Here is a 20,216-nt window from a genome sequence, read left to right as displayed (position 1 = left end):
ATAATGAATGAGAAATTTAGCAAAATAGGGTTTATTTTAGCTGTTGCTGGAAGCGCTGTTGGGCTTGGAAATGCTTGGAAGTTTCCAACATTAGTTGGACAAAACGGCGGAAGTGCATTTATTCTTTTATATCTTGTTCTTACTTTGGGAGTTAGTTTTGTTATATTTTTGGCTGAAATTGTTATAGGAAGGCTAGCTGAAAGCGATGCTGTAGAAGCTTTTAGAAAATTAGCGCCAAATAATAAAGAAAAATGGAAATTCGCTGGATTTTTTATGATAGGCGCTTTGCTTATTTATTCGTTTTATTCTGTTGTTATGGGCTGGATTTTAAAATATACAGTTGTTAGTATAGTTTATTTGCCAAAAAATATAGATGAAAGTGGAGCCACATTTAACTCTTTGCTTGGAAATGAATTTTTTGTATCTTTTGTATGTTTTAGTATTTGTTCATTGATGTCATTTTATATAGTTTCAAAAGGTGTAAAAAATGGCATTGAAAAGTTAAATGTGTGGATGATGCCATCTCTTTTTGTATTGCTATTGCTTATGGTTGTGTATTCTCTTAGTTACGATGGCTTTATAAAGAGTTTGGCTTTTTTGCTTGTTCCTGATTTTTTTGCTTTAAATAAAAATAGTGTTTTATCTGCGCTTGGGCTTGCATTTTTTACTCTTTCACTGGGTGTAACTACGATTATAACTTACGCTGCAAGCTTACCAGAAAAAACAAATATATTAACTTCTAGCTTAAGTATAGTTTTTATAAATATATTGATTGGTATTATGATGGGTCTTGTCGTTTTTACTTTCATCTTTGAGTTTAATGCTGATCCATCTCAACAAGGACCAGGGCTTATTTTTGTATCCTTAACTGTACTTTTTTCAAAACTTGGAATAATTGGAAATATACTTGCTTTTGCATTTTTTCTATCTTTGCTTTTTGCTGCAATAACTTCTGCTATATCAATGATAGAGCCAAGTATTTATTATCTTGTTAATTCTTGTCATATAACGCGAAAAAAAGCAATTATAGCTGTTTTTATATTTACATATATTTTAGGAATTTTTTGTATTTTAGGATATTATAATAAAACTTCACATATATTTACTTTTTGCGGAAAAAGTTTTTTTGATATACTAGATTATCTAACATCCAATATAATGATGCCATTAAGCGGGATAGTAACTTCTATTTTTGTTGGATTTGTTATGAAAAAAATTCCTGTAGAGATTTTGCTTAAACCGTATATGGGGGAGAAGCTTTTTAACTTGTGGGTTATATTGCTTAAATTTGTTGCGCCAATTGCTGTGCTTGTAATTATGATAAATCAAATTTTCTTTTCTTAGCCATGAATGATAAATTTAGCCATATAGGCTTTATACTCTCGGTTGCAGGCGGTGCCGTTGGTCTTGGAAATGCTTGGAAATTTCCAACTCTTGTTGGACAAAATGGTGGTTTTGCCTTTGTGCTTTTATATCTAGTGCTTACTTTGAGCATAGGCTTTAGCGTATTTTTAGCAGAGATGGCAATGGGAAGACTTAGCGGAAAAGATCCAGTAAATTCATATAAAAACCTAGCTCCAACACATCTAAAAAAATGGAAATATGCTGGTTTTACAATGCTAGGGGGCATTTTTGTTTTATCATTTTATCTTGTTATAATGGGCTGGGTTATAAGATATATTTTCTTATCTTTTGGATCTTTACCACAAGATATAAAAACATCTGGGGAACTTTTTGGAAATTTTATCACAAATGATTTGAGTGGAAATTTACTTTTTTATTTTTTAGCGTTTTTTAGCACACTAGCAGTTGTATCAAAAGGCATAAAAAGTGGCATAGAAAAATTGAATGTATATGTCATGCCAACACTTTTTATTTTACTTTTAGCGATGCTTTTTTACTCTTTTAGTATGGATGGCTTTAGCAAGGCTTTTATTTTTCTTTTTAGACCAGATTTTAGCAAAATAACTTTTGATGTACTTTTAACTGCACTTGGGCTTGCATTTTTTACACTTTGCATTGGTATTGGCTGTATTACAACTTACGCAGCTTCATTAGAAAACGATACAAATTTAGTAAAAAGTTCTATAAGTATAGCTTTTATAAATATTTTAATAGGCCTTATGATGGGGCTCATTGTTTTTACATTTGTTTTTGAATTTGGAGCTGATCCATCATCTCAGGGTGCAGGACTTGTGTTTGTTAGTTTAATGACTCTTTTTGCAAAAATTGGCATAATGGGAAATATCCTAGCTGTGGCATTTTTTATATCATTATATTTTGCAGGTATTACAAGCGCTGTATCCATGATAGAACCATTTGTTTTTTACCTTATAAATGAGTATAAAATTTCTAGACTTAAAGCTTTGGTATTTTGTGGGATAATAATTATATCTTTAAGTACTCTGTGTATACTGTCTATGCATGCCATTTATGGAGCTAGTTTTACATTTTTTACAAAAAGCTTTTTTGATATTTTGGATTTTGTAAGTTCAAATTTGATGCTACCTTTGGGTGCGCTTTTAACAGCTATTTTTGTTGGTTTTGTGATGGATAAAAAGGCGCTTTACGAACTTTATAAAAAGGATATGGGTGAAATATGGTTTAAAATATGGCACAATTTTCTAAGGTATATTGCGCCAATTTGTGTTATTGCAATAGTAGTAAAGCAATTGTTTTTTAGTTAATTAAAGAATTATAACTTCTGTTTCAAGGTTGATTTTAAATTTATCATAAACTAGTTTTTTTGCTAGATTTATGAGATGCAATGCTTCTTCGTATGAACCGTTTCCATAGTTTATCAAAAAATTTGCATGTTTTTCACTAAAACCACAGTTTCCATGCTTATAGCCTTTTAGTCCTGCAAGCTCAAGAAGTCTTCCGGCGCTATCATTTGGTGGATTTTTAAAGCAACTTCCAAAGCTATGGCCTTTTGGTTGGTTTGAGCGTTTGAGTTTAAGTTCTTCGCAAATTTCTTTGTCAAAATTTGGTAAAGCTTTAAAGCTAGCTTCTAAAATAATGCCTTGTATGTTGCTTTTTCTATACTCAAATTTAATCTCTTCTTTTTTAAAAAAGTCGAAATTTGTTTTTAAATTTATTAGATTATCAGATATGCTATATCCGCAAAGGCCCGCGTTCATTGTTAAAAGTCCACCAAGAGTTCCGGGTATATTTGCTAAAAATTCAAAGCCTTTTATATTGTTTTGCTTTGCAAAATTATAGATTTTAGTACTTTTTGTTTTTGCACCAATGTTTAAGATGTTATCTTGAAAATTAATAAAATCAAACTTATCATCTAAAATGCCAAGTTTTGGTGGATTTGGCGATATTAAAATATTATTTGCTCCACCTACAATAATGCCATCAAATTTAGAGTTTTCATCTATTATCTCAACTTCGCAAACTGTGCCTATACGCACAGAGCTAAACTTAGAAAAATCAACAACCTTTGTCAAAATATAAACTTAGGTATAAAATTAAATATATTTGTTGTAAAGTCTATCATCATGTTCATCATCCAAGGCATTGTAAAAATTATAACTATAACAACTAATATTATTTTTGGCACAAAGCTTAGAGTCATTTCATTTATTTGCGTAGTTGCTTGAAAAATGCTTATTGTAAGACCAGCTATTAAACCAGCTGCTAGCATCGGTAGAGATAGATATAGAGCTATTTTAAATGTTTCTATTCCAAGTTTTATAAGTGTTGATTCCATCTATGAATTCCTTAAGTTTTCATATTCTAAAGGTATTAAATAGTCATTTACATCTATAAGCTGTTCGTAAAATCCAGCTTTATAACCAAGTTCAAAGAGCTTATTTGTCGCCTTTAGTTGAGTTTCATTCATGCTTATTGACTCAGAATTTGCGTAAAGTGAGAGGTATTTTTCTAGCTTTATTTCATCAACTCTTATCATATTTCGTTCCATTAGCATAGATGAGAGTATTTTTGAGTTATTGTGAGCCACTTCTACTGCTTTTGTTAAAATTTTTTCGCACTCTATTGCATTTATTAGAGGCATGCTTCGCCTTAATGCCATGCAACCTAATGGAAAAGGCAAATTTCCTCCACTTAGCTCATTCCAGATATCCCAAAGCTCTCTTTCAACACAAAGAGAATCATTAAATTCTAAAATACTTTCATGTATTAAAACACCAGCATCAACTTCGCCATTTAATACTGCATTTTCAATATCTAAGAAATTTTTATACATGATTTTTGCTTCAGGGTAAGCTATACGAAAAATCATTGCATTGCTTGTATTTGCACCACTTAATGCGACTTTAAAATTTTTCTTTAAGGTTACACCTTTTTTCTTTACAAGTTTTGGACCATATCCATCTCCAAAACTAACTGCACATCTTAGTATAGCATAGTCGTTAGAAATTTTTGGATACAAGCCAAAACTAATAGCCGTAGCGTCGTAAGTGCCTTTTATGGCTTCTAAATTTAGTGTTTCTATATCAATGGCAATATTTGTAAAATCAAGTATTTTGCTATTTATCCAGCCGAATTTTATTGCCATATACATAAAAATATCATCGGCATCTGGAGAGTGTGCTACGCTTATAGTTTTTTTCAAAACAAGTCCTTTTTATATGATTTTACCATAAAAAGACATAAATATAAATAAGAAATTTATAAAGCTTTAATAACAATTTTCATTTGTTATTTATGTGAAATTTAGAATGAATGAATATAGCGAAAAATATTTAAATTTATTACAAATATAGCATCAATTTATACTGCCACAAAAGAGGAAATAATATTGGCGTTATTAGAAGATGTTCTAAAATCAAAGCATTTTTTGAGATATATAAATAAATTTTTGTATATATTTTATGTAAAAAGTTTTAAGAATTTATGTTAAGCCAAATTTCAAAAGTTAGTTCTTGACTTTTAAAAATAATTTTTATATAATTATTCCTTTCTTAAATTTTCATCTTTGATGGTCGCTTAGCTCAGCTGGTAGAGCGCCACCCTTACAAGGTGGATGTCATAAGTTCGAGTCTTATAGCGACCACCATATCATTATTTAGGTGCAGCGGTAGTTCAGTTGGTTAGAATGCCGCCCTGTCACGGCGGAGGTCGCGAGTTCGAGCCTCGTCCGCTGCGCCATTACAAGTCTCGTTAGCTCAGCTGGTAGAGCATATCACTCTTAATGATGTGGCCGTAGGTTCGAACCCTACACGGGACAATCGGCCCCTTCGTCTAATGGTTAGGACGCTGGCCTCTCACGTCAGCAATACGAGTTCGAATCTCGTAGGGGTCACCATTTGGTACAAAATTTATTTCATAATGTTAACTTAAAATATTATATTTAATTTATTAAAAGAAAAAAGATACTTTTTGACACAAATTTAAATTATATAAGAAATTTTGTTTTAAATATCCAAAATGTGAATGATTCAACAGCAAAAGCAGTGGCACAATTTAATGGAAATGAAAAAGAAGATATTTTAAGATTTATAAAATCGGCTAGAACCTCAATGGGTTCAATTACTACATATGTTGCTCTAGAAGATAATTCTTTTTTTGATGCAACAGGTTTTATTCCACCACAAGAATGGAAAGCAACCCAAAGACCTTGGTATAAAGATGTAAAAGCTGCTGGAAAAACAATTATAACAGATACATATTTGGATGTAAATACAAATAAAAGTTTAAAAAATTAATACTTTTACATATAAGTATAAATAATGTTAAAACTAAATTTGGATATTTTTTATTATTAATTAATATTTTTATCATATAATTACTTGTTACAAGATATTTAAGATATACTAGAAAGGATTATTATGAATTTAAAAAATTTAGTTTATTCAACCGTATGTTTGTTTTTTTTGTTTGGATGTTCAACAAACCATGAAACTAAGCCAGTAGATATTAAGCAAGATATTACTACAAATAAAGCATTGGATCTTAACTCTTCATTAAACAATAAAGAAGATGTCAAGAAAAATACAAAAATTAGCGGAACCTATCAAGCAACTTTACCTTGCGCTAGTTGCCCTGGTATAAAACAAAAATTAATCCTTAAAGATGATAATACTTTTGTTTTGGAAAGTATTTATTTGGGCGATAAGGGTGGAAAATTTATTGATAAAGGTACCTATTCTGTAACTAAAGAAACAATTGTTACTGTAGATGAGCATAAAGAAAAAAATTACTATAAAATAAAAGGTTCAAATTTGGTCTTACTTGATGCTGATCAAAAAGAATCTACAGGACCTCTTAAAGATTTATATATATTTAAACCACATAATAAATAAATCATATACATTGTGCAGTTGATTTTCAGGTTTGGAAAATCAACTGCAAAAGAAATAATAAATAATAATAGATTAAAAATATTAAATCTACAATCCGCTATAAATAATAAATAACATATAGAGCTTTATTAAAACCCAATTTGATGTTCATGTTTAATTATATCTTTTTACAATTACCTTATAAATCTCTCTACAAAACATTTATATAAAATAATATCTCCCAATTTTTTATTTTCTCTATTATTTTAATATATTAAGTTATTTAATAATCTATATTATTAATTTATATAAAAATTATCTAAAATTAGAATATTTTTTTCTAAAAAATTAAAAATATTCTATTGATATATTAAAATAAATTATATTTTAGAAAAAAAATAATATATTTTTAAACTAAATTTAATAAATATAATTATATTATTTACTTAAGGCAATGTGCTAAAATCAAATTTTTTAAAGGGGTTAAAATGGAATTTTTTGAGTTGCTTTTATTTTTTATAGCTGCTCTTTTACTATATTTCAAACCAGAAAAAAGAGCATTAGCTACAACTTTTGCTGTCCTTGGATGCGTAATTTTAGTGGCACTAGAATTTTATGTTAATCTTTGGGTAGTTTTACCTATCGGTAATTTTTAGGAGTATATTATGAAAGACAATGTTTCAAATATATTTAATAATATACCGGCAGAAGAACAACAATTTTTTAACTTAATGTCATTTGCTGCACTTGTACTTATTGTTTTCCCAGTTGGCATAGCATGTATTATATTAGGTTTTGGCATGGGAGATAATCCTTGTATTATGTGCTGGGCAGAGCGTATTACAATGATAGCAATTAGTCTTATTGCTCTTTTTATAGTACGTTATGGTCCAAAAAAAAGCTATCTTGCTGCATTGCTTTTGATGGCTTGTTGGGGGTTATTTAATGGTTTTATACATTATAGTATTGATGGCACATTTGGTGGATATCTTGATATAAAACAGGGTTTTGGTCTGGAAATTTTTGGAGCACATACTCAATTTTGGGTTATGGTAGTGAATTTCTTTGTGTTTGTATTTTTGGCTTTTATTATATTAATAAGTAGAAATTTAGGCACTATAATGAAAAAAACAGAAAATAATGAATACGGAAATTTTTTAAATTACCTTCCACTTGGCAAAATTGCAACAATTGCTTTTATTATAATAGTTTTTGCTAACTGTATTCAAGCTTTTGTAACATCTGGTATACCTCCATATATAGGATCTAGCACTCCATCAAGAATGAGTTTTGACACCGATAAATGGTTTTGGGAAAAAGACCACTGGAATACAACTTTTGATTTTAGGTTTGATTGGAATCCAGAGCTTCCTGATTTACCAAATTAAAGGATAAAAGATGAAAAAAAATTTAATATGCTTAATTACATTAACAACTTTAGCGTTTGGTTTTGAGTTTAACCTTGATAGCAGTGCTGGCGCATTTGATAATGTAATAGCGTTGAAACAAAAAGATATTATAAATTTAAAATTACAAAACCAAAATCCTATTACTGGAGCTGATTATGATGAAGAAAAAAAACAATTTGCTCTAGTTTCTAAAAATAATGAGTTTTACGTGACAGATGAGAATTTCCAAACTTTAAGATATGCTAAACATGATAGACATTTTATAATGGAGATGGAAGAAACAGTAGGAGTAACTTGGTATAAAAATGAAGTTGGAATGATAAGTTTTAACAAAACTTTCGTCTCTTACGAACCAGTAGATATTAGCAACAAGGCTGAGCAAAATTCTCAGTGGAGACACTTGCTTGTTGGCTGGGATAAATTTAAATTAAATGATTTTGGCAATAAAAATCGCTTTTTTACTATAAGGGCAAAACAACAATATATTCTTGATTGGGACTATGATGCTAATACTAATAAATTTATCATAGCAAGCGTACCAAATGATGTTAAAGATAGTTGGAGTATTGGTATTTTTGATGGAGATGACAAAATGCTACTTGAAGAGTATATACCAGGAATTGCTTCAAATTTAAAATTAAAAAGAGACAGAAATATTAATGATTATTACATTACCGGAATTGATGTAAAGGATAATATAGCATATTTACTTAGTAAAAATTATTTAAGTATTTTAGAGTTAAATTTAAAAAGCAAAGAAATACAAAATGTTTATACAATAAGTGGAGCTACAAATCCAAGAGCTATTAGTATTAAAGGCGATGAATTTTATATCTTTTCACGAGAAGGCAGTGAAAACAAAGTATTTATATTTACAAAATAAGAATTTCTAAAAGGAGAATAAAATGCAAAGACGCTCATTTTTAAAGGGTGTCGGTGCGGGACTTGCAGTTGCAGGTTCTTCACCATCACTATTTGCTATGGAGCAGTTTGAGGTGGACTTTAAGCCAAAAGTGCACAAAGGTGAAAATGTATCTTATCATCACTTAACCTGTCCTAGAAACTGTCGTGATGCTTGTGCTTTGATAGCAGAAGTTGTTGATGGAAAAATGGTAGGTATAAAAGGCGATCCAGCTCATCCTTTAACACAAGGTACCGCATGTGTAAAAGGTCATACTTATGCTATGCACCTATACAACGCAGACCGTATAATGTATCCCATGAAACGTGTTGGTAAAAAGGGTGAAGGAAAATGGGAAAAAATTAGCTGGGATCAAGCTCTAAAAGAGATATCAACAAAGTTAACAAAAATTAAAGAGGAATTTGGTGGAGAAGCGCTAACCGAGTTTGTTTATTCTGGAAATGAAGGACATATCTCAAAAACTATTGCTCCTGGAAATTTCTTTGAAAAATATGGTGCAACAAGACTTGTTCGTAACCCTTGTGACTGGCCGAGATATGCTGGTACACCAAGTGTTATTGGAACAGATTTTTCAAAAGATGCACTTGAACTCGATGAGAGTGATATGTATATTAGCTGGGGCTCAAATGAAGCTTACACTGCAGTTCACTGGGTAAAATTTGCTCACCGTGTGAAAAAAAGAGGTGGTAGACTTATTGTAATAAACACTATTCGCACTCCAATGGCAAATCAAGCTGATATGTTTATCCAAATTAAACCATCAAGCGACCCAGCGTTTTGTTTAGCGGTTTGTAAACTACTCATTGAAGAAGATTTATATGATCATGAATTTGTCCAAAAATACACAACTGGCTTTGATGAGCTAGTAAAAGAGTGCTCTCTTTACACTTATGGCGAGCTTGCTAATATGTGCGGTGTGAGCGTGGATCAGATAAAAGTTTTTGCTAGACTTTACGCTAAAGCAAAAGCACCTGCGATTATGCACGGAGACGGTGGGCAAAGACATTTTAATGGCGCAAGACTTGTTCGTGCTGTTACATTCTTGCCAGTATTAGTTGGATCTCTAACAAAACTTGGTGGTGGGCTTTTTTGGGCGTATGTTCATGTAAAAGGATGCTTTAACTTTGAAAATTGTATGCCAGATTTATCACCAAAAGATAAAGATGGTAAAAAAATTCAAAGACAAGAAGTTAGTTATGTAGAATTTGGAAAAGGAATTCAAAAAGAAAACCCAACCTATCTTGATCAACCTATAAAAACTCCGATAAAAGCTTGTATTCATTACAACTCAAATTTAATGGTAACAGCGCCAAATACAAATTTGATTAAAAAACGCGTAATGGACGATGACTTTTTCCTAGTTGTAATTGACCCATACGAAACAGATACTTGCGATTATGCAGATTATGTATTGCCCGGTGTTACATTTATGGAAAGTGAAGATATACAAAATGACCAAATTTCTGGCTATGTCTGTTACAACGCACAAAGTGTAAAACCACTTGGTGAAGCTAAAACAAATTTAGAGTTTTTTAATGCTCTTGCAAAAGCTATGGGTTATACAGAAGAATGTTTTAATTGGGATAGCGAGACAATGTGTCGTAGATTTTTAGATACTGAGTTTGCCAAAAAACAAAATATTACTTATGAAAAACTCAAAAAAATAGGCTGGATAAAACCATTTAGAACGCCTGAGACAATGAAAGATCAATTTCCATATTATCCTTATGCTCCAAAAGATGGGCTAGTATTTAAAACACAAAGTGGTAAAGCCGAACTTTACTCAAAAACATTTAAAGATGCAGGTTTTCACCCTGTTATTGACCTTGAAGATGACTGGGATTATTACAAAAAGAGTAAAACTTTCGGAAAAGATTACTTAAAAAAATATCCACTTTATTTCATGACACCAGGAACTCAACTTCAAGATAATACAAATTGGGGCAGCATGCCTTACATCTTAAAACGAGTTATCATAAAAGGTAACGCAGAGTTATTTATGACAAAAGAAGATATGGAAGCTCGTGGCATAAAAAATGGAGATACAGTTGAGGCAACAAATGAAAAAGGCACAGCAATATTTACAGCCGTTGAGACATCTCAAATGAAGCCTGGTATTTGCTATGCTTGGAACAATGTTTGGGTAAAAGTAACTAAGTCAAGAACTGGAGCAAATATTCTTTGTTCTGATGGTGTAAGTGATCTTGGCAATGGTTCAACATATACTGCAAGTTTTTGCGAAGTAAAAAAAGCAGCCAAACAAGAAGTAGGAGCATAAGATGAAAAATAGAAAACTTGGATTTTTATTTGATTACAACTTTTGTATAGGTTGTAAGGCATGCGAAATTTCGTGTCAAGTGTATCACAATCAAGATCCAGAAATAAATTGGCGACATGTTGATACTATGCTTATTCATGAAGATGGTATAGAAAAAGAAATTTATCTTACTCATTCTTGTCATCATTGTGACAATCCAGCTTGTATGGAAGTATGCCCAGTTGGTGCTTATAAAAAGCTAGAAAATGGTATAGTCCAGCCACTCCACGATAAGTGCATAGGTTGTGGATACTGCATGCTTGCCTGCCCTTATAGCGCTATTACAAAAGCTAAAGATGGCAAAGCTCAAAAGTGTAATCTTTGCGCAGAAAAAATTGAGCGTGGCGAAGAGCCTGCTTGTGTGGCAGGTTGTCCGTGCGGAGTATTAAAATTAGTTGATAGCGATGTGAGTGATAGTGCTGGTATGCAAAAAGAAATGATTGGATTTAAGTACTTTTTCACAAAGCCAAATATTCGTTTTTATCCACGCATGAAACGAAACGAATTTATTCATTAAGGATATATGATGAGTAACTTGCTAGAAAATTTGCGATCAGATTTATGTGCTAGTATCACTGTTGAGGACTTTTTAAGAAGATTGTTTTTTGAAGAGTTAAAGTCTGAAAATTTAGATGACTTTTTAAATCTGATAAGCGAATTCGAGCCTAAATTTAAAGGGAGTAAATTTATAACAGAATTTCTAGAATGTAAAAATGATGAAAATTTACTAAACGAAACTAGGTATGAATTTAACACACTTTTTGTTGGTCCTCGCCGTCCAAAAGCTTTGCCTTATGAATCTACATATTTTGATTACAAAACAATATTTGGGCAAAAAACTATGCAAGTTAGAGAAATTTATGAAAACATTGGACTCAGAGTTGAGAGGGATAAATTTGATAAATTTCCAGATGATTATATCGGATATGAGTTGCAAGCACTATATTTTATGAGTTTTAATGCTATTAAAAAAATAGATGATACAAACGAAACCGATTTTATAAATATCTTGAAACTAAAACGCGATTTTATCAACACTCATCCAGCTGAGTGGTTTAGTAAATTTGGCCAAAAGTGCGCTTTGTCAGCGAAACTTGACATATGGAAAAATTTTGGTGAGTTTTTATGTTTGTATTTAGATCAAGAAATTAAAAACTTACTCAATGTGCCTAATAACAAAGGCTCAAAGTTTTAAATTTAAAAGGAAAAACTATGCTACAGACAACATGGGGATGGCTGATAGCCATATATCTTTTTTTGGGTGGTTTAGGTGCCGGTGCATTTTTATGCTCGGCTTTGGCCTATAAAGGTTTTTTAGGAAAACTTGATAGTAAATTTTATAATTTTGGATTTTTACTAGCACCTGTTGCGGTTATAGTAGGAACTGCATTGTTGCTATTTGACCTTGCACCAAGTGCAGCTGTAAATCCATTTAAAATTTTACAACTATATACCCGTCCTGTTTCAATGATGAGTATAGGAACATACTTGCTAACATTTTTTATTATAGTTAGTTTTGTTGTACTATTGCAAGTTAGAAAAGAGGTTAAAATTTGCGATTACATGTTGATCATTGGCTCAATTTTAGCCATTGGTGTAATGGGCTATACAGGACTTTTGCTTTATGTTGTAAAAGCTGTTCCTCTTTGGGCTAGTATGTGGTTGCCAATACTATTTACTGTTTCGGCTATATCAACTGGATTTAGTGCAAATGCTATTTCTTCAATGAGTGGCGGTGGTTTATTAAGTCATAAGTCACACAAATTTCACATTATACTTGTAGCAGTTGAAATTTTTGCACTTCTTATGCTTTTTGCAAACGCTAGACACGAAGCAGCTGGTATGATGAGTATAACAAAAATGGTTTCTGGATCATTGGCAGTTGTATTTTGGGTAGGTTTTGTTATTTTAGGGCTTGCATTACCACTAATAAGTGGATTAAAAGGGCTTATCGTGACTCCTTGCGTTAGTGCAAATACACAACAAACATGCGTTTTAGATGAAGCTGAAGCAAAAGGTAGTACATTTAGTGAATTTGGAGTACTAATAGGCGGCTTTTGTTTAAGGGTTATCATGGTATTTTCTGCTATTTATATTTTCTAAGAAATTTTCACTACCCTTTTATTGCATTGCAGGGTCGGATTTTGACTCTGCAATACTTTTATTTGTTCTTTTTAAAATAAAAAACTACTTATTATTTTCCAAAAAATCCGTTATTTTTATCCAAAGTGTTTCAAGCATTAAGGCAAACAGCATTGTCAAATTGTTTTAAGCTGTGTATATTACTTGAAGCTTATTTTCATCATTAAATTTAGCAAAATTATGCTCATTAGTAGCATAATTATCTTGACTGACTCTGTGTATTTTGTATTATTGCTCTATTTTTATATAACTTTTAATGCGTTTTTAAATTTTATAGTAATTAAACGGGTTGCTCTTTAAGATTAAAATTTTAAAGGATAATAGCCCATCTAAATTATCTTTCAAAAATAGTGACTTTGTTTGTGCCATTTTCTCTTGAAACAATGTAAAATTTGCCATCTTTTATAGCTAATGCACGAGCGTCAGTTAGACCACTAAATCCAAGCACTTCAACCACTTTTCTATTGCGTGGATCAAGTTTTAAGATGCTTGAGTATTGTTTAGAAAGCAAGTATATATACTCCCCATTTGCATCCATTCCAGTGATATAATAATCATTTATACCTCTATCTTTTTTCACACCCAAGCTCTCATCAAAGCTAGGGATAAACTCTGTTGATAGTAAGTTATCGTTATCTGAAAAACTAGCAATGCTCCAACTTTGTTTTATGTCATCAGGTACGGTAGCAACGAAAAATTCGCCATAGTTATCTGAGTGATCCCAAGATAAAATAAATTGTTGTTTTGCACGCACTGTGTAGTAGCGGTCTTTAAAATCAAGAGTGAAATTTTCATACCCTACTGGTAAGTATCTCCATGCTTTGTTTGCTTCCTCTGTGCTTTGATTTGGCGCATGTTTAAAAAACTGATAAGTTTTATTGTAGCTAATAATACCTAAAGAGCCCTTAAAAAAGCTTGCACTAACGGTGTCTTCCATCTGCATTATCCAATCTGGTGTGCTTTTAAGATAAGTTTTTATATTTTTTAAACCCTCATCCATTGTATAAAGTCCAAATTTGAGTGTACCAACTAAAAATGTCTTTGAGCCTTCATCATAATCAAGCCCAGTAACAGGCGTATTGTCATTTAATTTTAGCTCAAAAGCATCTACTTGCTTTAACATATTAACATTTTGTACAGCACCATCATTTACGTTTAGATTAAACTCATTGGCGAAAGATGAAAGCGCTAAAATAGCAATAGTAGTTAAAATTTTCTTCATCATCTCTCCTTATTTAGGCAAGTCTGGAAGTTTTGGATTCCAACTTTCTCTGAAATCAATTTCTGTTTCACGCCAGTGATCTAATTCCCAAAACCACTTTGAAGTATCAAATGTCATACGAGATGGTGTAGCTGAAGCTATATATGGTGGTGGACCTGATGTAATAAATGCTTGCACTAGGTTAAACGCCATTATGATTGTAAAAACTGCAATAGCGACTTTGCCGAGCATGAAACTAGGTAAAACCATTCCATATTCACCTGATTCACTCTTTTTCATTATAGAACCAATATTTTTGCCAAGCAATAAAATCACACCCAAAAACAAAAATACAAAAAAATGTACTACAATTACCCAAAACTGAGTGTGTGCACCCAAAATTTCAAGCCCAAAGCCCTGTTTTATGTCAAGATAACCACCATAAGTACCATCTAGACTATAATGTGTAAAACCATCATAAATACCAAGGCAAGCCATAAACAAAAGTGCGGCCAAATAGCGAGCTTTAAAGCCGTATCTAACGATAAGTAAGGCTATAAAAGATATGCTTACCATACAAAATCTCTCGTGCCAGCACATAACGCACGGACTATCACCCATACCAAAGCCAAGTATCACGCAAGCAATACCAACAGGAAGTGAAACAAGTGCTAATGCTGCAATAGCAAAGAGGTTAAAAAAGCGTATTTCATCATCTCCCCAAGCTGGATTATGTAAATTTTCATTCGTTTTCATTTTAAAAGTTACCCATAGGTAAAACTGTAAATTTATTTATATATGCCATACTTAAGATAAGTATCACAATACCAGCTGTGCCAAAACCGATAACGAGCGACTTTTTGTAGGGCTTAAAGAAAAGAAAAATTCCAGCAATGAGAAACATAAGAACCATAAGAAATTCCATTCTTTCTCCTTTGAATGAAAGATAATGACTGTTAATAATGTAGCACTTTTTTAATTAAATAAAAATAAAATTAGTTATTTATTTTAATAAAATATAAATTTAATCCATATTTTAAGGTTTTAAATGTTTTATTATTCATTGAATGATATAATTTTTTGCTAAAATAAAAGAGTGAGCCAATGAAATTTCAAGAAATTCAAGATAAAAATCAAGAAGTATGCGATATTTTTACATTTGAAGATGCTTGTTATAAAGAATTTATCGCTAAAAGTGTAAATGAATATTTGTCTGCAAATTCAAATTCTCCTTGGATATTTAGTGTTGAAGATATACGATTTAACTCATTTCCAAATTTCTCTTTTAAACACCATTTATGCGTATCGCATAGGGATTTTATAGATAGTATTTTTAGCTTTAAAATTTGTAGCGAAGATAATATCAACTCATTTGGATATAGGCTTTTTATAAATCGAAGAGATGGAGAGCATTTTGATTTTATCACGCAAGATATTAAACAAGTTGATGCAATAGCAATGATTTTAAAGAATGAATTTTTAACCGAATTTGATTGTATTTCGCAATGTGGATGGTGGATAACTGACATTTGGAAAAATATGTATGAAATTTCTCCAAATAAAGACACAAAAAGTTTTTTTAGTGAAATTTTTGAAACAGATTTCACTAAGCAGATGCTTAAAATTAACAAAAAATTATTAAGTGCTCAAAACGATCCAAAACTTAAAAAGATTTTGCAAAAACTAAATAATACACTAGATTGAACACGCCGACAAAGGATATGTAGTAAGCCCATAATCACTTGATTCTACATCGTAAATGTCTAAATTTGCCTTCTTTGATAAAATATATTCAAAGCCACTCAGGCTAACTTCTATATAAATTTTAAAACAGTCTTTGTTAGTGCAAACCACACTATCAAAAAATCTTGAAAAACTAAAAATATCACTTTTGTTTTTGTTTAGAGAGTTATTTAACATTAGTTCAATGTTTGTCAAAATTCTAAAAATGGAATTTGCATCATCAAGATTATTAAATTTTTCATAATAAGCGTTTAAATCCTCATTGTTTAGCGTAATTTGTCTAGTTAATTGCTGTTTTATCTTTTTGCAAATCATCTCATAAAAAGCAATGGCTGTATTTTTGTTTTCGGAGGATTTTGTTGTTTTAGTATCAGAAATTATAAATCCATCTTTTTCTTTGTATTTTTCGTTTTTGTAGTAAAACTCTATATTAGCTATCTCTTGTTCAAAACGTTTTTTACGACTAAATGGGATATAATTAAAAACACCCATTTTATCGAGTATCGCTGAGCTTTTAACACCACTATCAAGATCGTGTTGCATAAAATATCGTATAAAACTACCTTGCTCTTGCGAGAACTCGTTTAAATACTCTATTTTATCAATATAATTGCAACGATAGAGGCGAACAAATTCGGAATTTAATTTAATGGTTATCTCATTTTCTAAATCGCTATATTTATCGGTTTTAGGAACACTTATGAACTCTATTATATTCATTTGTTTTTCAATTTTGTCTTTTACTAAAATTGAAATTTTTACTTCATAAAGCTCATATAGGCGTTTGATTGTTTCGGTGGCACTTTTTGTAATATCGGTTTTAAATTTTTTTGCTAACTCAGCTTTTTTGATTTTAAGTGTAAAATTACCATTATTCAGTTTATTTTGGGAAAAAAGCAGGTACAAACACTCCTCGTAAAGCATTAAATGCGAGTATGTTAAAAAAACATTATCGACTATTATTATATAATAACAACGAGTTATTTGGTATTTTTTGTTATTTTTCAAGAAATTGTTATAAAATTTACCAGCATTAGCTGAGCAAGTTTTAAAAACATCGTAAGATTCCAAAAATATATTTTCCATAAAACCCTTTAACCATTAAGTATTTTGCATAAAATATAGATTATCTTATTAGATTTTATCAAATTAATGCTTAAGTTTAAACAATTTTTATATTAGTGTAAATAGAGTTTATAAAAAGCAGACAATCACTTATTGCAACTATAAATTGGCATAGCTAAATTTATTGTTTTAGAATCTATATTTAAGCTTGTGTTTTCAATTCTAATATTATAAAGTTTGCTTAAATTTTTAGCTGATAATATTTCATCGCTTTTGCCATATATATATCCATCTTGAAAAAGCAATAAGCTAAAATCAGCTATTGCTAATGCGTGATTAGGTGAATGAGTAGTAAATATAATTGTTTTATCAAGATTTTTGATTAGAGTTAAAATATTATCTTGATTTGCTATATCAAGAGCACTCATTGGTTCATCAAGAAGGAGTATTTCATTTTTACTATATAAAGCTTTGGCAAAAAGTACAAGTTGTTTTTGACCTCCAGAAAGAGTACCAAATTTGTGATTTTGATAATTTTGCATATTTAAAAACTTAAGGCATTCAGAGGCGAAGTCTATGTCTTTTTTTGTTGGTATATTAAAAAAGGAGAATTTCCCACCCATTAATACTATGTCTAATACTTCATAATCAAATGCAAAATTTGGATTTTGAGCTAAAAATGCAATATTTTCATTTTTTATAACAGTGCCAAATTTTGGTTTTAACGCTCCGCTTATGCATCGCAATAGAGTGCTTTTTCCTTGACCATTTACACCTAAAATGGCTAATTTTTTATTTTTCTCTAATTTGAAATTTAAATTACTAAAACATACTTTTTTTTGATAATAGTATCCCAATTCTATAACTTCAAGCATTTTTGTTTCTTGCTACCCCTTTTTTTAACAATAGAACAAAAAGAGGTGCTCCAATAAGTGCAGTAATGATACTAAGCGGAATTTCAACACTTGTTATTGTTCTTGAAATGGTATCAACAATGAGCATAAAGCTCATACCAAAAACAAAACTGCAAGGCACACTTTTTAAATGGCTTGCTCCTACCATAAGTCTTATCATGTGTGGTACTACAAGTCCAATCCAACCAATATTTCCACTTATACTAACTTGGGTTGCTATTAATAAAGTAACGCAAGCTAGTATAAAAATTCTTATTTTTTTAACCTTTATGCCGTTATTTTTTAGGCTTTCTTCGTCTTGGCTTAAAATATTTAAATTCCATCTAGACATATAGAGTATGGCTATAATCGGAATAGCAACAATTACAAGAAGATATAGTTTTTGATAGTTAGCACTTGAGAAACTGCCCATAAGCCAAAAAACAATATTGGGTAATATATCTTCATTATCACTACAAAACTGAACTAAACCAATAAGAGCTCCAAAAAATCCATTTACTACTACTCCTGCTAATATAAGAGTCAATATGCTAAATTCTTTAACAAAAGAAGATATAAAAAATAATAAAGATAGAGCTATTAAACTAAAGCCAAAAGCAAATCCTATTAAATGAACACTATTAAGCCCCAAAAGTATAGCTATGCAGCCTCCAAATGCAGCTCCAGTGCTAACTCCGATAATTTTTTGGTCAACTATAGGGTTTTTAAACAGAGCTTGTAAATATATACCGCAAATTGCTAAAATACCGCCACAAAGGCTTGATATTAAAATTCTTGGGAGGCGTATTTGAAAAATAACATTTTGTAGAGTAGAGTTACCTCCACCTATAAAAACAGTTAAAATGTCTCTATAACCTACATTGTAGTGCCCCAATCTAAAAGAAATTAAGACAACTATAATCCACAAAAATATCAAACTATAAAATTTAATACACACTTAGTTTATTTCTTATAATTAGTTCTGTAAAATTTCTTATAATATTCATCCACTTTTTTATCAAGATTAAAATCTTTTAAAATTTCAGGATAAAGTTTTTTAGCTACCCAAAATTCTCCCAATGCCATAGCTTCCGGAGTTGGATATCCCCATGCTTTAGCATATTCTGGCATCATATAGATACGATTATTTTTAATAGCTGCAACACTTTTTATGCTTGAATCTTTTAATTCATCTGCAACTTGCGGATATCTATCTTGTATAAAAATAACTTCTGGATTTAAATCTATAAATTTTTCTTTTGAAATTTCTTTATAGCCTTTAAATTCTTTTTCAGCAACATTTACTCCGCCAGCTCTATTAAAGATAATGCCCGTATATTTTCCACTGCCGTAAGTTGTAAAATTTGGGTTTGCCATATATATTTTAATTTTACTATTGCTTGGAATTTTGCTAGTTATGGTTTTAAGTTCTTCTTGAGATGCCTTTACATATTCTATTAATTCTTTGGCATTTTTATTTTTGCCTAGTATCTCTCCTATAAGTTCAATTCCTTGATAAAGCCCTTCATCATATGATTTTTCAGGATTTTCAAATTCAATATTTACAGTATTTGCACCTTTTTTAGAATTTACAAAAAAACTTACCACTACAACGGGTACACCTAGTTCAGTAAGCTTATTGATATATTCTTTATCAATATAATTAGCCACAAAAACAACATCTGGTTTTAAAGCCAAAATAGCTTCATAATTTACAGATTTTAAGTCACCTGGTGTTGGAAGATTTTCAATTCCTGGCATAAGCCTTTGATAACCATCTCCAAGATTTTTTTTCCAGCTTTCAAGCACTCCTACAACTTTATTTGCTGCGCCTATTTGATTTATGATATTAAGTGTTTGGTGTTGGAGCACAATAACGCGATTAACTTCATTTGGTAAAGTAATTTGTCTATTCATTTGATCTGTTACTATTCGTTGAGCATAGAGAAAACTGATTCCAAAAATTAGAAATAAAAACAATTTTTTCATTTATAACCTTTTACTACGATATTTATGTATTCTATCGTTATATAACTTATTATATAATTAAGATATTAGTAATAAAATTAACTTAATTTCTATAATCAATTTCAGTAGAATTTAATAAATATTTTGGATTTAATAGGCTTCATTTAGCGTGAAATATTTTCAAAAGGAATACAACATTTGATAATGTTTAATATGGGAGGGGTAGTAAAATAATAATATTTTGCTCGTATTAAATACTCTTGTATATATTTTAATGCAATAAGTTTGATTTAGCTTTTACA

The 20,216-nt window shown here is 30.6% G+C and carries 22 protein-coding genes and 4 tRNA genes; 16 read left to right on the top strand and 10 right to left on the bottom strand.

Annotated features, from left to right (window positions below):
• Nucleotides 1-3 precede the first annotated feature (3 nt).
• Both ACZ5VL_RS02460 and ACZ5VL_RS02455 read left to right on the top strand, forming a co-directional pair.
• Nucleotides 4-1,344 carry a sodium-dependent transporter gene (locus ACZ5VL_RS02460; RefSeq protein WP_464199600.1) on the top strand — a complete coding sequence of 447 codons (1,341 nt, stop codon included), beginning with the start codon at nucleotides 4-6 and terminating at the stop codon, nucleotides 1,342-1,344.
• A gap of 2 nt (nucleotides 1,345-1,346) precedes the next feature.
• Nucleotides 1,347-2,687 (top strand): sodium-dependent transporter, encoded by a 1,341-nt coding sequence (locus ACZ5VL_RS02455; RefSeq protein WP_464199598.1) that lies wholly within the window; start codon nucleotides 1,347-1,349, stop codon nucleotides 2,685-2,687.
• Here ACZ5VL_RS02455 and ACZ5VL_RS02450 read toward each other — a convergent pair whose 3' ends face one another.
• Genes ACZ5VL_RS02450 through ACZ5VL_RS02440 form a run of 3 tightly spaced genes read right to left on the bottom strand, consistent with a single transcriptional unit; the run spans nucleotide 2,688 to nucleotide 4,585 of the window.
• Nucleotides 2,688-3,455, bottom strand: coding sequence for a UDP-N-acetylmuramate dehydrogenase (locus ACZ5VL_RS02450; RefSeq protein WP_464199596.1), 768 nt, complete (start codon nucleotides 3,453-3,455; stop codon nucleotides 2,688-2,690).
• Nucleotides 3,452-3,718, bottom strand: coding sequence for a flagellar biosynthesis protein FliQ (gene fliQ, locus ACZ5VL_RS02445; protein WP_464199594.1), 267 nt, complete (start codon nucleotides 3,716-3,718; stop codon nucleotides 3,452-3,454). Before fliQ ends, ACZ5VL_RS02450 begins: the two co-directional genes overlap by 4 nt.
• Complete coding sequence (locus ACZ5VL_RS02440) at nucleotides 3,719-4,585, bottom strand: menaquinone biosynthesis family protein (protein ID WP_464199592.1); 867 nt, start codon at nucleotides 4,583-4,585, stop codon at nucleotides 3,719-3,721.
• A 368-nt stretch (nucleotides 4,586-4,953) separates the two neighbouring features.
• Between ACZ5VL_RS02440 and ACZ5VL_RS02435 the strand changes: the two genes are divergently transcribed.
• The 13 genes from ACZ5VL_RS02435 to nrfD all read left to right on the top strand — a co-directional run bounded on the left by ACZ5VL_RS02435 (nucleotide 4,954) and on the right by nrfD (nucleotide 13,005).
• Nucleotides 4,954-5,029: transfer RNA gene (locus ACZ5VL_RS02435), tRNA-Val, on the top strand.
• Between the two features lie 15 nt (nucleotides 5,030-5,044).
• Nucleotides 5,045-5,121, top strand: a tRNA-Asp gene (locus ACZ5VL_RS02430).
• Nucleotides 5,122-5,127: 6 nt separating this feature from the next.
• Nucleotides 5,128-5,200, top strand: a tRNA-Lys gene (locus tag ACZ5VL_RS02425).
• 3 nt (nucleotides 5,201-5,203) lie between these two features.
• Nucleotides 5,204-5,278 (top strand) — tRNA-Glu (locus tag ACZ5VL_RS02420).
• A gap of 124 nt (nucleotides 5,279-5,402) precedes the next feature.
• Nucleotides 5,403-5,678, top strand: a complete 276-nt coding sequence (locus ACZ5VL_RS02415) for a PDC sensor domain-containing protein (protein WP_464199590.1) — start codon at nucleotides 5,403-5,405, stop codon at nucleotides 5,676-5,678.
• A 123-nt stretch (nucleotides 5,679-5,801) separates the two neighbouring features.
• Entirely contained in the window at nucleotides 5,802-6,275 is a 474-nt protein-coding gene (locus ACZ5VL_RS02410; protein WP_464199588.1) for a copper resistance protein NlpE, read from the top strand.
• Between the two features lie 467 nt (nucleotides 6,276-6,742).
• A complete protein-coding gene (locus ACZ5VL_RS02405) occupies nucleotides 6,743-6,910 on the top strand; it encodes a hypothetical protein (RefSeq protein ID WP_464199586.1) in 168 nt (55 codons plus the stop codon).
• 9 nt (nucleotides 6,911-6,919) lie between these two features.
• Nucleotides 6,920-7,642: a disulfide bond formation protein B gene (locus ACZ5VL_RS02400; RefSeq protein ID WP_464199584.1), complete on the top strand. Its 723-nt coding sequence runs from the start codon at nucleotides 6,920-6,922 to the stop codon at nucleotides 7,640-7,642.
• Nucleotides 7,643-7,652: 10 nt separating this feature from the next.
• Complete coding sequence (locus ACZ5VL_RS02395) at nucleotides 7,653-8,546, top strand: hypothetical protein (RefSeq protein ID WP_464199582.1); 894 nt, start codon at nucleotides 7,653-7,655, stop codon at nucleotides 8,544-8,546.
• A gap of 22 nt (nucleotides 8,547-8,568) precedes the next feature.
• Nucleotides 8,569-10,863 (top strand): molybdopterin-containing oxidoreductase family protein, encoded by a 2,295-nt coding sequence (locus ACZ5VL_RS02390; protein ID WP_464199580.1) that lies wholly within the window; start codon nucleotides 8,569-8,571, stop codon nucleotides 10,861-10,863.
• A gap of 1 nt (nucleotide 10,864) precedes the next feature.
• Nucleotides 10,865-11,419 carry a 4Fe-4S dicluster domain-containing protein gene (locus ACZ5VL_RS02385; RefSeq protein WP_464199578.1) on the top strand — a complete coding sequence of 185 codons (555 nt, stop codon included), beginning with the start codon at nucleotides 10,865-10,867 and terminating at the stop codon, nucleotides 11,417-11,419.
• 9 nt (nucleotides 11,420-11,428) lie between these two features.
• On the top strand, nucleotides 11,429-12,097 hold the full coding sequence (locus ACZ5VL_RS02380; protein ID WP_464199576.1) for a TorD/DmsD family molecular chaperone: 669 nt from the start codon (nucleotides 11,429-11,431) through the stop codon (nucleotides 12,095-12,097).
• 17 nt (nucleotides 12,098-12,114) lie between these two features.
• The gene (gene nrfD / locus ACZ5VL_RS02375; RefSeq protein ID WP_464199574.1) at nucleotides 12,115-13,005 is read left to right on the top strand and encodes an NrfD/PsrC family molybdoenzyme membrane anchor subunit; all 891 of its coding nucleotides are present in this window, start codon (nucleotides 12,115-12,117) and stop codon (nucleotides 13,003-13,005) included.
• Between the two features lie 373 nt (nucleotides 13,006-13,378).
• Here nrfD and ACZ5VL_RS02370 read toward each other — a convergent pair whose 3' ends face one another.
• From ACZ5VL_RS02370 to ACZ5VL_RS02360, 3 genes are read right to left on the bottom strand one after another with little or no spacing between them, the layout of a single operon-like run.
• Nucleotides 13,379-14,266, bottom strand: coding sequence for a hypothetical protein (locus tag ACZ5VL_RS02370; protein WP_464199572.1), 888 nt, complete (start codon nucleotides 14,264-14,266; stop codon nucleotides 13,379-13,381).
• Between the two features lie 9 nt (nucleotides 14,267-14,275).
• Complete coding sequence (locus ACZ5VL_RS02365; protein WP_464199570.1) at nucleotides 14,276-15,001, bottom strand: disulfide bond formation protein B; 726 nt, start codon at nucleotides 14,999-15,001, stop codon at nucleotides 14,276-14,278.
• 1 nt (nucleotide 15,002) lies between these two features.
• Nucleotides 15,003-15,170 (bottom strand): hypothetical protein, encoded by a 168-nt coding sequence (locus ACZ5VL_RS02360; RefSeq protein ID WP_464199568.1) that lies wholly within the window; start codon nucleotides 15,168-15,170, stop codon nucleotides 15,003-15,005.
• 179 nt (nucleotides 15,171-15,349) lie between these two features.
• Between ACZ5VL_RS02360 and ACZ5VL_RS02355 the strand changes: the two genes are divergently transcribed.
• Nucleotides 15,350-15,949 (top strand): VHS/ENTH/ANTH domain-containing protein, encoded by a 600-nt coding sequence (locus tag ACZ5VL_RS02355; protein ID WP_464199566.1) that lies wholly within the window; start codon nucleotides 15,350-15,352, stop codon nucleotides 15,947-15,949.
• Here the strand turns inward: ACZ5VL_RS02355 and ACZ5VL_RS02350 are convergent.
• From ACZ5VL_RS02350 to ACZ5VL_RS02335, 4 genes are all read right to left on the bottom strand, one after another.
• A complete protein-coding gene (locus tag ACZ5VL_RS02350; protein WP_464199564.1) occupies nucleotides 15,941-17,074 on the bottom strand; it encodes a hypothetical protein in 1,134 nt (377 codons plus the stop codon). The genes ACZ5VL_RS02355 and ACZ5VL_RS02350 overlap by 9 nt on opposite strands.
• Nucleotides 17,075-17,199: 125 nt before the next feature.
• The gene (locus ACZ5VL_RS02345) at nucleotides 17,200-17,928 is read right to left on the bottom strand and encodes an ABC transporter ATP-binding protein (RefSeq protein ID WP_464199563.1); all 729 of its coding nucleotides are present in this window, start codon (nucleotides 17,926-17,928) and stop codon (nucleotides 17,200-17,202) included.
• Entirely contained in the window at nucleotides 17,921-18,883 is a 963-nt protein-coding gene (locus ACZ5VL_RS02340; RefSeq protein WP_464199561.1) for a FecCD family ABC transporter permease, read from the bottom strand. The genes ACZ5VL_RS02345 and ACZ5VL_RS02340 overlap by 8 nt, the downstream gene beginning before the upstream one ends.
• Nucleotides 18,884-18,909: 26 nt before the next feature.
• Nucleotides 18,910-19,935: an ABC transporter substrate-binding protein gene (locus ACZ5VL_RS02335; protein ID WP_464199559.1), complete on the bottom strand. Its 1,026-nt coding sequence runs from the start codon at nucleotides 19,933-19,935 to the stop codon at nucleotides 18,910-18,912.
• Nucleotides 19,936-20,216 lie beyond the last annotated feature (281 nt).

The organism is Campylobacter sp. GTC17093 (assembly GCF_055397635.1).
This window is presented reverse-complemented; position numbering and strand designations above follow the sequence as displayed.

Coding starts and splice junctions, on each gene's coding strand:
- ACZ5VL_RS02460 (WP_464199600.1), top strand. CDS start 4: ATGAATGAGAAATTTAGCAAAATAGGGTTTATTTTAGCTGTTGCTGGA.
- ACZ5VL_RS02455 (WP_464199598.1), top strand. CDS start 1,347: ATGAATGATAAATTTAGCCATATAGGCTTTATACTCTCGGTTGCAGGC.
- fliQ (WP_464199594.1), bottom strand. CDS start 3,718: ATGGAATCAACACTTATAAAACTTGGAATAGAAACATTTAAAATAGCT.
- ACZ5VL_RS02410 (WP_464199588.1), top strand. CDS start 5,802: ATGAATTTAAAAAATTTAGTTTATTCAACCGTATGTTTGTTTTTTTTG.
- ACZ5VL_RS02405 (WP_464199586.1), top strand. CDS start 6,743: ATGGAATTTTTTGAGTTGCTTTTATTTTTTATAGCTGCTCTTTTACTA.
- ACZ5VL_RS02400 (WP_464199584.1), top strand. CDS start 6,920: ATGAAAGACAATGTTTCAAATATATTTAATAATATACCGGCAGAAGAA.
- ACZ5VL_RS02395 (WP_464199582.1), top strand. CDS start 7,653: ATGAAAAAAAATTTAATATGCTTAATTACATTAACAACTTTAGCGTTT.
- ACZ5VL_RS02390 (WP_464199580.1), top strand. CDS start 8,569: ATGCAAAGACGCTCATTTTTAAAGGGTGTCGGTGCGGGACTTGCAGTT.
- ACZ5VL_RS02385 (WP_464199578.1), top strand. CDS start 10,865: ATGAAAAATAGAAAACTTGGATTTTTATTTGATTACAACTTTTGTATA.
- ACZ5VL_RS02380 (WP_464199576.1), top strand. CDS start 11,429: ATGAGTAACTTGCTAGAAAATTTGCGATCAGATTTATGTGCTAGTATC.
- nrfD (WP_464199574.1), top strand. CDS start 12,115: ATGCTACAGACAACATGGGGATGGCTGATAGCCATATATCTTTTTTTG.
- ACZ5VL_RS02370 (WP_464199572.1), bottom strand. CDS start 14,266: ATGAAGAAAATTTTAACTACTATTGCTATTTTAGCGCTTTCATCTTTC.
- ACZ5VL_RS02365 (WP_464199570.1), bottom strand. CDS start 15,001: ATGAAAACGAATGAAAATTTACATAATCCAGCTTGGGGAGATGATGAA.
- ACZ5VL_RS02360 (WP_464199568.1), bottom strand. CDS start 15,170: ATGGAATTTCTTATGGTTCTTATGTTTCTCATTGCTGGAATTTTTCTT.
- ACZ5VL_RS02355 (WP_464199566.1), top strand. CDS start 15,350: ATGAAATTTCAAGAAATTCAAGATAAAAATCAAGAAGTATGCGATATT.
- ACZ5VL_RS02350 (WP_464199564.1), bottom strand. CDS start 17,074: ATGGAAAATATATTTTTGGAATCTTACGATGTTTTTAAAACTTGCTCA.
- ACZ5VL_RS02345 (WP_464199563.1), bottom strand. CDS start 17,928: ATGCTTGAAGTTATAGAATTGGGATACTATTATCAAAAAAAAGTATGT.
- ACZ5VL_RS02335 (WP_464199559.1), bottom strand. CDS start 19,935: ATGAAAAAATTGTTTTTATTTCTAATTTTTGGAATCAGTTTTCTCTAT.